Genomic DNA, 12,116 nt, shown 5'->3' on the forward strand with positions numbered 1-12,116 from the left:
CCATGCAAACATTAAGAGAATTTCGACAAAAACTAAAGCGTAAAAATCAAAATCGCCTGAAGTATTTACAAACTAAGTTTAAGAACTATTCTGACGAAAACTTAGATGATCATGTTGCTGATGAATTACGTGGGTTGATGAACGTGACGGAAGTTTTGGACTATGAACCAACTGATGAAAATTTATTTAAACGACAAATTGCTATTAAAACGAGTCGTCAAGAAGTATGGTATCGTGAGACACTGAAAACTTGGCTTGCGCAACATCCAGAAACAGGTGTTAGTGGTGATAATAATGCCGGTATGTATCGTTTTGCTTTAAACTTTTTTGTGAATCAAGTAATCTTAAATCCTAAAAATAATACGTTGTCTTATGGTGATTTATTGAAAGGTATGGATGAAATAAATGATGCCGATCCAATGTTAAACCAAATTAATAATCAGATGGCAGATTTAAAGGAAATGACGTCATTTATTGCTGCTATGGATTACTTAGAGAATATGCAAGATTTTGGACCGGCACGACAAATTGATGAAGTCATTCAAACGGATATTCGGTCGGAAATTGATGAAAGTAGTCAGTATGCAAAAGACTACAATGCTTATCAAAAACGTCGTAAAAACGATCTAGCTAATAAGCGTTACCGACGTCGTGGTGAAGGAATGGAGTTTAAACATGACTAATAATCAATTTGATTTAGAAGCTGCTTTGGCTAAATTACATGAAGAAGATTGGTTGCATGCTGACCAAACGGCATTGCAAAATATGCCGATGGAACAGGAAACGGAAATCGATAAAAAGTATCAACAAAAAAGCTATTGGATTGCACAATTTTCTCATTTATTAATGGACCAGTATCAACAAAGTAATCGTGCTTGTGCCAGAATATTGAAACAAGCTAATCATCAGTATATTACACGAGCAATTGCACGCTATCCGACAACAGATTTTGAAACTTTAACAGATATTCAAAAAGGTTTAGCATCCTATGCAAAAACACAAGGGGTAAAAGAATATGGCTAAAACAGGTGGCTTTGCCAATTTTGTAACAGGAGAAAAGAAAACCGGGGCCGTTTTATTGCCCACGCATTTTACTACGGCTGCCCAGGCAACGAAAGAAGGTAAACAGTTTGGTAATTTAGTCCGTACGTATGCAGCTAAAAGTTCTAAAGTAATGGATGAAAATAATCAAGCTTTAGTAGATATGACTGACGCTGAACAAGTGCAAAGCGCTAGTGATAGTTTTGGTTACGGTTCACGTTTTTCGGCTACGGGTGATGAATACCCGTTATTTGATAGTCATACGTTAAATATGACCGATGAGCAGATGGATCAGTTAGAAAATCGGTTAAATTTAGCACAAGCAAATGGGAATGTTTTACATGAGATGGCGTTCTCAATGCGGGGTGATTGGTTAGTTGAAAACGATTTGTATGATCCTGAAACAAAACAATTAGATCAAGATAAATTGAAGCGTGCTGAACAACATATAGTCAAAGACTTTTTTGCGAAAGGTGGATCACAACCATTAGGGGAAGGCCCTGATGATGTGGTCTGGTTCGGGGTGGTACATCAAGATACGGACCATCTTAATATGCACATCTGGTATGCTAAAGTGTCCCCCGAAACTCGTCCTAGCATGTTGCATAAAAACGGCGAACCTAAAGGGGTCATTGATTTCAAAGCCAAGCATCAAGCTGAAAGTAAATTCCGCTATGAATTAGAGTCCGAAGCAACTAAAATGCAACGAGCAAATGTGTACGAAGCTGTGGGTAATTACCGGGGTCAAATTAAGCAAGAATTACTCACCAAACTAGATCAAGTCCAAAAATATACGCCGGACCTGCAGAAAATTTACGACGTTTTGCCGCAAGATTTACGTGGCCGGTGGCAAGTTGGGAATACCAATTCATTAGTTACTGATGATACTAGTCGTATGGCGCCAGCTAATCGTCAGATGAATCTGTTAATTAATAAATTATTGATGCATGAATTAAAAGACGACTACCAAACGTTTAAAACGACGGCCCAAAAGATGGATGACATGATGACTGAAACTCATGGTCAACAACATAAAGGTCAAATAAAATGGTCAGAGACACAAGACCAACGCTTACGTAAAGAGTTGGTCAACGGCATTTATCGGCAATTTAACGAACAGTTTAAACCAGGAAGTAATCAAAATGATGATAAGTTCCATAAGCAAGCTAATGGTAATTTTGAAAAAGCCAAGCGAAAACAGCAGCAAGTGGACAAGTCACAACCAAAGCAACATAAAGCGGCCCCCTTAGGTAAATTGAATAAAATTGCCAAACGGATGACGAAACAAAGTCGGCAAGAAATGCAACAAGTGGAACATATATTGCAAGAAACTATATCAGATCAAGCTCAAAATGTAAGCGATGAATCACTTTCACGGCATATCTAAAAATAATTGATATGAAAGTTCCAATATTGTTTAGTTAAAAATAGAAAAGAAATAAGATAGATCGTACTCAATTTTTATATTTATAAAGTTAGACATTTTTTGGGCTTGGTTAAACTTGGTTAAAATTGAGGGTTCTGTTAATTAAATATAATCTTTAGTATATAATATAGATACACAATACAAAAAAGTATATTTTGTGGGCAAGGAATTAAAATATAATGACAATAAACTTATTAAATATTGAAACTGAAGAAGCAGAGAAAAGATTTAAAGATTTAATTGAAGGTAAGCTGAACAAAACAATTTTTTTAAATGGTGTTTGGGGATCCGGAAAAACAAATTTCCTATACAAAGTCGAGAAAAAATCTGCTTATAAATTTAAAATTCTTGATTTATGGAGTAAAACAGATAATCGATCTATACTTGAGCAATCGTTTGCTTTACTCAAACCAATAGTATATTGGTCAATAAAATTATTAATAGTAGCAGCTGTTGTCATTTCCATTCTTTTTTCTCAATTTTTAAATATTGAAATTATTACACCTTTAAAAAATTTAATGAATGATAATTTGTGGGGATTAGTTATTATTGTGACTTGTTTGATGGTTGCAGTTTATCAATTTTTTCGAGTAAAAGGTGATTCCATTTATTTATATTTATTCAAAAAAAATTTGGTTAGTTTGAAGCACAAAGTTTTGATAATTGATGATTTTGATCGATTAAATGAGCAAAATCAACTAGATTCATACAAATTATTTAATGTTCTCAAAGGTAAGTTACCTATTGTCTTTGTTGGCGATTTTAATAAAATTAGTAAAAGTGATGAAATAGAATATTTACAAAAGATAATTGACTTGAAGGTGGATTTACCTTATGTATTAGAATCAAATTATATTTGGACTTTGTTTGCAGAAGAATTTCAAAAAGAAACACGGCAACCATTTAACAATGACTTACTGTTTTTAATATGTAAGGAGAGAAGAACCCTCAGAGACCGTACACAATTCACTAAACTTTTAAATAGAGAAATTTTTGAATACAAAAAAATTGAACGAGTTCAGTTAAGTCAATTAGTAGTTATAGATTACTTGTATCTTTTTTATCCAAGCGTGTATTCTAGACTAAAAGATTCGTCATTTTTTGAAGATTTAGAGTCTGAAAGTAATGAATCCTTAAAAGATTTGAATTTATCGCAAGAATTACTAAAAGTATTAAAAATGCTTAAATCAGTAGACGGATTTCCGAAACCTTTTAAAAACGATAAAAGTCGATATTATGTTTACGAATCAATTAATAATTTATCCGTTAGTCAAGCACAATCTATTTTTGCCAATAAAAATAAATTAATTACATATCTGGACGGAACAAAACAAGATAATGATTTTTCCGAATTTTTAAAAAACAACTGGAATTCAAATACTCTTACAGATGAGAAAAAGAAAGTTGCCACTAATGAAGCAATTAATTTGGCAAGAAAAGATATCAGGACAGATCTAGTTAATTTTATTATTGTAATGAAAAATGAAAGCATAATGCCACGGGAAAAAATAATGTTTGATCAATCAGACAGTAATCAAATTTTGTATTCAGTGCCACTAGAATGGGAGAATAAAAGTGAAAATGAAATTAGAAAAATGAGATTTGATGCTTGGGATGGTGAATTAAAATCTCGAAATTTTGATTTGTCTGAAATAATTCTTTTTTTGGAAAGTTTTGAATTTTTTAATTTTAAAGAATTGGGTATATTAATGAAAGATATATCACTAGAAGATGAAGAGTTGTCTAAATCAAAGTACAATGATCAGTTAATATTCATATATCTTTCCCAACAAAATATTTTTTATAAGCCGGCACAATGGTCACAAAACCTTTGGGCTCTCATTATTGAATTGGACATAGACAGGTTTATAAAGTTTTGGAGAAGATTAGGCTATATTCGTAGTGGACTACATAGTAATGACTTTGAAATTTTAAATAAAATTCCAGACTATGAAAATTCCGGAATTAATAAGATTGAGGCTAATAACAAAGTTATTAATTGCATAGAAAAAAAGTTACAAGACAATAATTTAAAATATTCTTTAATATAGATTAATTGGAGGAAATTCTAATGGAAAGCACTTTAATTAACAATTCTCAATATTTGGTTACATGGATAAACAATAACGAAAAAAGTTATAAAGAATCTAATTCGGTAGGATTATGGGAAAGGGTCGTACAATCATATTACCCAAATATAGATATATCTCTGTATAAATATTTGGATAATAAAATTAGGCAGTTAGAAGTTGGAATTGGGAATAACTTTGAATTATCGCTCTTAAGTAGTATTGGAAATTTAGGTAAGATAATAATACAAACCAATGAATTAGAAGAAAAATTTAAAAGCTCTAACAAAATTAATAACAACTTAAATAAGATGAGCAGTTTGCTAGAAGTATATACTACCCTAGCACAGGGTCCCTTCTTTGATGAAATAGATATTATAAATTCTTTAATAAGTATTTATGATAGGATAAATCATTTCAATAAAAACTTGAGACCTCAGATTAATTTTTTGTCAGGTAAAAAAAGGCCTAATCGTAATTTTTCAGAATTTACTGATTTAGTAGATGTTGATATAAGGAATGCTACAGACCATAATCATGTTGTTCGTAATAATGATGATTTTGTTTTTGAATATTTTGATGAACATGGTAAAAAAAATTCAAAAAGAATTAATTACTCGCTTTTTAAAAATTATTTAAATAAATTATTTTTAGGAGTTAAGACGTTTATAGTCGTCATTGTAGATTTAATTAAAAATCGAAAAGTTACAAACTATGAAATACTTCAGTATATAGTTCCTACAAAACGATTTGATTGGTTAAAGATTTTTTTATCAACCTATGAAGTTACCTGTACTCAACTTGAAATTCAGGTAATTTCTGGAAAACGGAAACAAATATTAGTATCTTTTGATGGTATTGATGCGGGAAAACAAGATAGACTATCTTTCTTATTAAATAGTGCCATTAAGATAAAAAGTATTGTAGATATTCAATTTGATCGTATGTTTTTGAGTTTCCGTTCACCTAAAACTTTGGAAAGTTTTTTTACAATAGATGCTGAAAAAGTTATTAGGTATATAAACAACGAAATTTCTTATGAAGTGCTTAAAAATATTGCTTTAGAGAACGCTATAATATACCCTGTTAATGATGATACAAGTCCTTTACAAGAAATTAAATATAATGAGATACTGGGTGAAAATTATCTTATAAAAGACATTGAGGACGTTAGCGTTGAAGATAAGAAGGTCTTTAAAGCAAGGGTTTATATACCAAATTTGTTAACTATATATCAAATTAAATCAACGATAAGAAGCATCATTGAAATATTGAAGATGCAGTATAATTCTCCAATAGCGTCTTATAAAACAAGACATGGGTCTTTCCCTGCAGACAGAGTTTATTTAGAAGTATATAAATCTGAGAATGGTAAAAAGAATTTATCTTCAAATAATGATAACTTTATTACAATTGTTCAATATGACAAAGATGAGAGTTTTGAAATCCAAAGAAATAACCCATACCTAGAAGGACTAAAATCCGAACAAGATAATAAGATAGAGTTTAGATGGAATCCAAATTTTATTTCAAAAAATATTTAATAAAATAATGTTAACTGAAAAAATGTATATCTGGAGGTTTAGATTGTGGTAAAAAAGAGGGCATTATCATTTGGGAAAATTGTATATTTAGATGAACAAGCTGTTTTGGATTTTCTTCAATTAAATAATGATGGTGAAGAGGTTAAAATTGTAAAAAAGGTTTCAGAATCTGTTGCAGGAATTGATGGGCAAGCCTCAGCAGGTACGGGATTTTTCAATATTGCGAAATTAAAGTTATCTGGAAATGCTTCATATAATAAAAATAATATTGTCGAAACTCAACTAACCAATACTTTAATTAGCAGTTTTATGGAAGCTATTAAAAAACCGAGTTCCTTAATTATTTCATTATCAGATGTACGTTTATTCATTTATAAAGATTCTCCAGCTTATTATAGAAATCTTGTACCAATTATCAATATGATTGAAGATGTAAATAAGTTGCAAGATTTAAATGAAGAGGAAAGAAATAATTTTAGTGGATTTAATATTCATGCGATGGGAAAAACATTAGACCAATTATCTGGGTATTATGAATTTATTTGTCAGAATGTAAAAGATGACAAAATGATTGTTCGATTTAATATTACAGGTTTAAGAAACAATTATAATCTAAATGATTTAACTAAAATGAATTTAAAATTATTTGGAATTAAGGTGGGTGAAACGAATGATGCTAATCTCGAATTTGGCAATCAGATAGATAATATGACTCAAGAAATATCTTCTAATGATATAGAAGCCGATTTTGATGAATTAACTGATGATATTCAAAATAATAACTTACCAATTATAGATATTTTAATGGCAGGTGTTTAATAATGGAGATAGAGGTGTTTTTTGAGCCCAAAACACACTTTAATGAAAGATTAATTGATTTTACCGACATTATTTCATTTAGTGAAGTTATTAGAAATTTAACTAATGATACAACTTCTGAGGGAATAATAGATATTTTGAAAGACAAGGAATTATGTACTATTGTAACTGAGGATTGTTCAGGAGTTAACGCTCATGTTCTAGAAAATTTTGAATATTTAATAAAATTATTTGAAAGTGCAGGTACTGAAAAAATTTGGATTAATAATCCACCAAAATTCTTTTTTGATAAAATAATTTTGTTTTCAGAAGATATTCCTGTGTACAATTATAAATATCCTAAAATTTCGGAAGAGATGTTAAAAAAAGTAGACAGTCAATTCGACAACAATATTATTGGACAACAAAGAGCGAAAGAAATTATTTGTAGAAAGTTAGTTGCTCAAATGATTAGACCTTCTGACAAACCATTGGTACTTATGTTTTTTGGGAAACCTGGTATTGGTAAAACAGAAACGGCTAAATACCTCTCTAAAATATTATACGGAAATGATGATATTTTAAGGGAGCAAATGTCTATGGTTGGTGGCGAAATGAGTGTAAATTATTTTAAATCCACATCCCACGCAGAAAATTCTTTTTCTAAAAAATTACTAAATAGAAAATCTAACGTAATTCTTTTGGATGAGTTTGCTTTAGCACCTAATTTTTTTCATACTTCCTTCTTTCAAATGTTTGACGAGGGTATATATATGGATCAGAATTTTACTGTAGATGTCGGTAATTCCATTATTATTTGTACTTCAAATTTTCTTTCTTTAAAAGAAATGAAAGAAAATATTGATGAAGCTTTATTAAATAGATTTGATGGTTTTATACCGTTTACCGATTTTACTATGAAGGAAAAGGAGACTATAATTATTCAGCTATTTGATAAATTAGTCGATGTAAAAGTTATGAATCCAAAATACTTGACGCTTATTTCCAAAGAAGAAGTGTTAAGCCAGGTTAGAATGCAGTTACCTAATTTACATAGTATGAGGTCCATACGTAAATATATGGAAGATTGTATATCAAACTTATTATTAGATGTAATACTAAAAAGTTAAGTAAAAAACGTTATAGTGTCATGACATTTTGATGTTTGTCTCATACTTGAATGTAGTGATGAGTCTCTATCACGTCATCTGTAAGTTATTGCTAAAATAAATTGTGAATTAAAACAAACAGTGCCACAAACATTGATATATTAGTGTTTGTGGCACTTTTTATATGGTATAATATTTTTACAGGTTAAAGGCGGTGGCTGACTTTCCATTAGGAAGAAGGTGATGCCTATGAATGTCATTCATGGACACCAGAATCTAACGAAAGGAGGATCAGCCAGAAATGTCTGTTCACGACGCAATGTCCTTAGTGGTATTGTTCGCGACCTTCTTGTTGGCGTTGTTGACATATATCGACAACCACAACAAGAAGTAAGACAAACTAAAAACCGCCCCATACTTTGACGAGTTAGGCGGTTTTAATTATTTTAAAATCAGTCACCGTTAAAGTAACCTGGGCCTCGTGTTGGTAGCACGGGGCTTTTTGCTTACAAATAAATTATACCATAGCTATGAAAAATCCCCAAATTTTTGATTGGTAACTTAACCAAATAAAATCGTTGCTAAAATAGTAGGTAGAAGTTGGTAATTAATTACTAGATATTATTGGTGGTTTATAATAATCGTTAAAGGCGGTGGTGACATGGAGACAAATTTGTTGAAGTATTTTTTAAAGGTAACAGAAGTAGGTAATATTACTAGAGCAGCACAACAGTTACATTTAACTCAACCAACCTTATCACGTCAATTAATTGAATTGGAAAAAGAACTTGGTGTTAAATTATTAAATCGTGAAAAAAGACAGTTGAGTCTGACTCCGGCAGGTATTAAATTTTCTAGCCATGCGCAGATTATTTTACGCGAATTATCTGCAACAGAAAAAGATATGCAACAAAGCGAAGTTGCTCTATCTGGAAAATTAAAAGTCGGGTGCGTTGAATCTAGTATCTCAAAATATTTAGCAAGTTGGTTAGCTGAATTTCAAAAAAAAAATCCAGCAGTATCATTTTCTATATTTGATGGCAATGGCTCAACTATCAAAGAACAAATTGATCGCAATGAATTAGAACTTGGGTTTGTGATGGATCCAATTGAAGCAGCAAAATATAATGCCATTGCTATTCCGTTGTCTGAAACGTGGGGTGTTTTGATGTCTAAAACTTCTCACTTAGCTGATAAGAAAGAGATTACAGGTGCGGATTTGCTTGGATTACCATTATTGCAACCCAGACGTGACATTGTGAAAAGTGAGATTGTGGATTGGCTTAAACTTGAGCCCAGTGAGTTAGATTTTGTGGGTGATGTTGATCTGATAAATAATGCAATACCATTAATTGCTAATGAAGGTTATTATCAGATCGGTATTAGTAGTGCGTTAGACCTTGCTAATCATACAACTATCGTTTTTCGACCACTACATCCTAAAAATCAAACTAAGCATCAACTTATTTGGCGTAAAACAGGTGGTAGTCAATCGGCAGCTGCAATCGCTTTTTTAGCCTTTGTGCAGAAAAAAATACAAGAACTTTCATAAAATTAGTTAATCATTATTCATAAAATGAATGATAAATCATTAAAAGTAAGTATTTAACATATGTCAGGATTCTTTTTATAATATAAGGTAAGGCACGAGAGTGTTTTATTAATTGAAAAGGAGATTAATGAGATGGCAAAACAGTGGACAAAAGATCAATTAGTAAGGTTTTCAACAGCAGATGATATGCATGTATCACCTTTTTATAGTGATGGAAAAACTTATGGTACACCAACTTGGATATGGTCAGTTGTAGTGGAGGGCGATTTGTACAGTCGTGCTTATAATGGTCAAAATTCGCGTTGGTATCAATCAGCAATTTCTCAAAATGCAGGTAAAATTAAATTAGCTGGTGATGAATTTGAAACAGTTTTTGAAAGTGTTGCAGGAGATTCAGTATTAGATAAAAAGGTTAGCGAGACTTATCAAACAAAGTATGCAGACAGCCCATATTTAGCACCTATGTTAGCAGCAGGACCGGTTAGTGCAACTGTTAAAATTTCGCCTCGATAATTTTACTAAATGTAGTCACCAAAAAGGGGCTATGTAGATTTATATTATATTTATGTAGTGGAATCCTAAGTATCTATTGAAGAGATAGCTTAAATTATCTGATTAATTAAGTATTAGAATTAATTAAAGTGTATTAATAAATTTCATGGAGGACAGTATATGGAATATACAACTATTGGACAAACTGATATTAAAATTTCAAAATTATGTGTTGGTGCTATGAGTTTTGGTAAAGCAGGCACAATGCATGATTGGACCTTGGATATGCTCGATACGGAAAAAGTTGTTAAGCAGGCTTTGGATTTAGGAATTAATTTTTTTGATACAGCTAATGGTTATTCTGCTGGTACCAGTGAAGAATATTTAGGAAAGGCATTAAAACGTAATGTTCCCCGCGAAAAAGTTGTGATTGCATCTAAGGTTTACTTTAATGATGGGCGCCTATCTCGTGAGGCCATTAATCGAGAAATTGATGGGACTTTAAAAAGGTTAGGTACCAATTATTTAGATTTATATATTATTCATCGTTTTGATTATGAGACGCCAATTGAGGAGACAATGTCAGCTTTACATGATTTGGTAAAAACAGGTAAAGTACGTGCAATTGGTGCTTCAGCTATGTATGGCTATCAATTCTATAATATGCAATTAGTTGCGCAAAAGAATGGATGGACACCATTTTCGGCGATGGAAAATCATTATAATCTGCTATACCGTGAAGATGAACATGAACTAATGCCAATTTGCAAACAAATGGGGGTGTCTCTAATTCCTTATAGTGCCTTAGCATCTGGCAGATTAGCAAGACCAAATTGGGATGCAGACACCTTGAGAAGCCATACTGATCGAGTGGCTGTTGGTAAATACGACCACACAAAGCAGATGGATCAAAAATTAACGCAACGTGTTGAAAAGATAGCTCAAAAGTATGACGCTAAGATGTCACAAATCGCGATTGCTTGGCAGTGGGCTAAAGGTGTTGCTTCACCAATTATTGGCGCAACTAAATCTAGTTATCTAGTTGATGCTGCTGGAGCGTTTGATATACAACTTACAACTGAAGATATCAATTATTTGGAGGAGCTATATTTACCTCATAAAATAATTGGTGCTATCGATCAAAATCCAGCTGCAGGAGTTGTTCTCTTGGACGAAGAAAAATAATAAAACTTATGAAAAGAGTGCTTAAATGGAATATAGGACATTAAAAAACGGTGTCGAGATGCCCCAAGAAGGTTTTGGGGTCTTTCAAATAGACGATTTAGAACAATGTGAGACAGCTGTGCAAATGGCACTACAGACTGGCTATCGTTTAATTGATACAGCAAGCAGTTACAAAAATGAAGTTGCTGTTGGCAATGCGATTCGTCATAGTGGTGTTGCTCGTGAAGATGTGTTTTTAACCACGAAGGCATATATTCCGGATATGAGCTATGAAGGTGCGCTACGAGCTTTCGAAAAGTCTTGTGAAGAATTGGATACAGATTATTTAGACCTTTATCTTATTCATATGCCTTTGGGAGATTATTATGGGGCTTGGCGTGCTTTTGAAGAATTGTATAAAGCAGGTCGTATTAAAGCAATTGGTGTATGTAATTTTTCTGAAACTGATTTATTAGACTTTAGTTATAATGTTGATATTATGCCTATGATAAATCAAATAGAGATACATCCATATTATCAACGTGATGATGAATTGAAATTCATGAAACAATTTGGTATTCAAGCCGAGGCTTGGTCACCCTTTGCAGAGGGTATGCACAATCTTTTTGAAAGTACTGTGTTACAAGATATTGGGGGAAAATATGATAAAACGCCTGCGCAAGTTATGTTGAGATGGCATATACAGCGTGGGTTAGTAATTATTCCTAAATCGGTACATGTTGAGAGAATGAAGGAAAACATGGCAATTTGGGATTTTGCGTTAACGGATGAGGACATGCAAGCAATAGCAGCAATTGATCTTAACCATCCACAGATGTTAGATTTAACCAAAATTAGTGAAGTCAATCGTGTTTATGATTATCTAAATAATTCGGTATTAACAAGTTTATAAAAAAAGAG

Annotated in this window: 12 protein-coding genes; all 12 read left to right on the forward strand. The window is 31.9% G+C overall.

Annotated features, from left to right (window positions below):
* The first annotated feature begins 2 nt into the window (after nt 1–2).
* Nucleotides 3–683: a hypothetical protein gene (locus tag ACSYSF_RS03255; RefSeq protein WP_489868295.1), complete on the forward strand. Its 681-nt coding sequence runs from the start codon at nt 3–5 to the stop codon at nt 681–683.
* Nucleotides 676–1,023 (forward strand): hypothetical protein, encoded by a 348-nt coding sequence (locus ACSYSF_RS03260; protein WP_489868294.1) that lies wholly within the window; start codon nt 676–678, stop codon nt 1,021–1,023. Before ACSYSF_RS03255 ends, ACSYSF_RS03260 begins: the two co-directional genes overlap by 8 nt.
* Nucleotides 1,016–2,428, forward strand: coding sequence for a MobP2 family relaxase (gene mobP2, locus ACSYSF_RS03265; protein ID WP_489868293.1), 1,413 nt, complete (start codon nt 1,016–1,018; stop codon nt 2,426–2,428). Before ACSYSF_RS03260 ends, mobP2 begins: the two co-directional genes overlap by 8 nt.
* 218 nt (nt 2,429–2,646) lie before the next feature.
* Nucleotides 2,647–4,518: a P-loop NTPase fold protein gene (locus ACSYSF_RS03270; RefSeq protein ID WP_491737248.1), complete on the forward strand. Its 1,872-nt coding sequence runs from the start codon at nt 2,647–2,649 to the stop codon at nt 4,516–4,518.
* 20 nt (nt 4,519–4,538) lie between these two features.
* A complete protein-coding gene (locus ACSYSF_RS03275) occupies nt 4,539–6,080 on the forward strand; it encodes a hypothetical protein (RefSeq protein ID WP_491737249.1) in 1,542 nt (513 codons plus the stop codon).
* A 45-nt stretch (nt 6,081–6,125) separates the two neighbouring features.
* Nucleotides 6,126–6,899 carry a DUF6414 family protein gene (locus ACSYSF_RS03280; protein WP_491737250.1) on the forward strand — a complete coding sequence of 258 codons (774 nt, stop codon included), beginning with the start codon at nt 6,126–6,128 and terminating at the stop codon, nt 6,897–6,899.
* Nucleotides 6,900–6,901: 2 nt separating this feature from the next.
* Nucleotides 6,902–8,008: an AAA family ATPase gene (locus ACSYSF_RS03285; protein WP_489868463.1), complete on the forward strand. Its 1,107-nt coding sequence runs from the start codon at nt 6,902–6,904 to the stop codon at nt 8,006–8,008.
* Nucleotides 8,009–8,288: 280 nt separating this feature from the next.
* Nucleotides 8,289–8,381, forward strand: coding sequence for a putative holin-like toxin (locus ACSYSF_RS03290; protein ID WP_489868464.1), 93 nt, complete (start codon nt 8,289–8,291; stop codon nt 8,379–8,381).
* A gap of 267 nt (nt 8,382–8,648) precedes the next feature.
* Entirely contained in the window at nt 8,649–9,539 is an 891-nt protein-coding gene (locus tag ACSYSF_RS03295; RefSeq protein ID WP_489868465.1) for a LysR family transcriptional regulator, read from the forward strand.
* A 132-nt stretch (nt 9,540–9,671) separates the two neighbouring features.
* The gene (locus ACSYSF_RS03300; RefSeq protein WP_489868466.1) at nt 9,672–10,052 is read left to right on the forward strand and encodes a DUF2255 family protein; all 381 of its coding nucleotides are present in this window, start codon (nt 9,672–9,674) and stop codon (nt 10,050–10,052) included.
* Between the two features lie 159 nt (nt 10,053–10,211).
* Nucleotides 10,212–11,216: an aldo/keto reductase gene (locus ACSYSF_RS03305; RefSeq protein ID WP_489868467.1), complete on the forward strand. Its 1,005-nt coding sequence runs from the start codon at nt 10,212–10,214 to the stop codon at nt 11,214–11,216.
* Between the two features lie 25 nt (nt 11,217–11,241).
* On the forward strand, nt 11,242–12,108 hold the full coding sequence (locus ACSYSF_RS03310; RefSeq protein WP_491737251.1) for an aldo/keto reductase: 867 nt from the start codon (nt 11,242–11,244) through the stop codon (nt 12,106–12,108).
* Nucleotides 12,109–12,116: the final 8 nt, after the last annotated feature.

Source organism: Weissella sp. ESL1139 (assembly GCF_058506735.1).

What these genes read in the sequence shown, in the direction of transcription:
- ACSYSF_RS03255 (WP_489868295.1), top strand. Translation starts at nt 3, where the DNA reads ATGCAAACATTAAGAGAATTTCGACAAAAACTAAAGCGTAAAAATCAA.
- ACSYSF_RS03260 (WP_489868294.1), top strand. Translation starts at nt 676, where the DNA reads ATGACTAATAATCAATTTGATTTAGAAGCTGCTTTGGCTAAATTACAT.
- mobP2 (WP_489868293.1), top strand. Translation starts at nt 1,016, where the DNA reads ATGGCTAAAACAGGTGGCTTTGCCAATTTTGTAACAGGAGAAAAGAAA.
- ACSYSF_RS03270 (WP_491737248.1), top strand. Translation starts at nt 2,647, where the DNA reads ATGACAATAAACTTATTAAATATTGAAACTGAAGAAGCAGAGAAAAGA.
- ACSYSF_RS03275 (WP_491737249.1), top strand. Translation starts at nt 4,539, where the DNA reads ATGGAAAGCACTTTAATTAACAATTCTCAATATTTGGTTACATGGATA.
- ACSYSF_RS03285 (WP_489868463.1), top strand. Translation starts at nt 6,902, where the DNA reads ATGGAGATAGAGGTGTTTTTTGAGCCCAAAACACACTTTAATGAAAGA.
- ACSYSF_RS03290 (WP_489868464.1), top strand. Translation starts at nt 8,289, where the DNA reads ATGTCTGTTCACGACGCAATGTCCTTAGTGGTATTGTTCGCGACCTTC.
- ACSYSF_RS03295 (WP_489868465.1), top strand. Translation starts at nt 8,649, where the DNA reads ATGGAGACAAATTTGTTGAAGTATTTTTTAAAGGTAACAGAAGTAGGT.
- ACSYSF_RS03300 (WP_489868466.1), top strand. Translation starts at nt 9,672, where the DNA reads ATGGCAAAACAGTGGACAAAAGATCAATTAGTAAGGTTTTCAACAGCA.
- ACSYSF_RS03305 (WP_489868467.1), top strand. Translation starts at nt 10,212, where the DNA reads ATGGAATATACAACTATTGGACAAACTGATATTAAAATTTCAAAATTA.
- ACSYSF_RS03310 (WP_491737251.1), top strand. Translation starts at nt 11,242, where the DNA reads ATGGAATATAGGACATTAAAAAACGGTGTCGAGATGCCCCAAGAAGGT.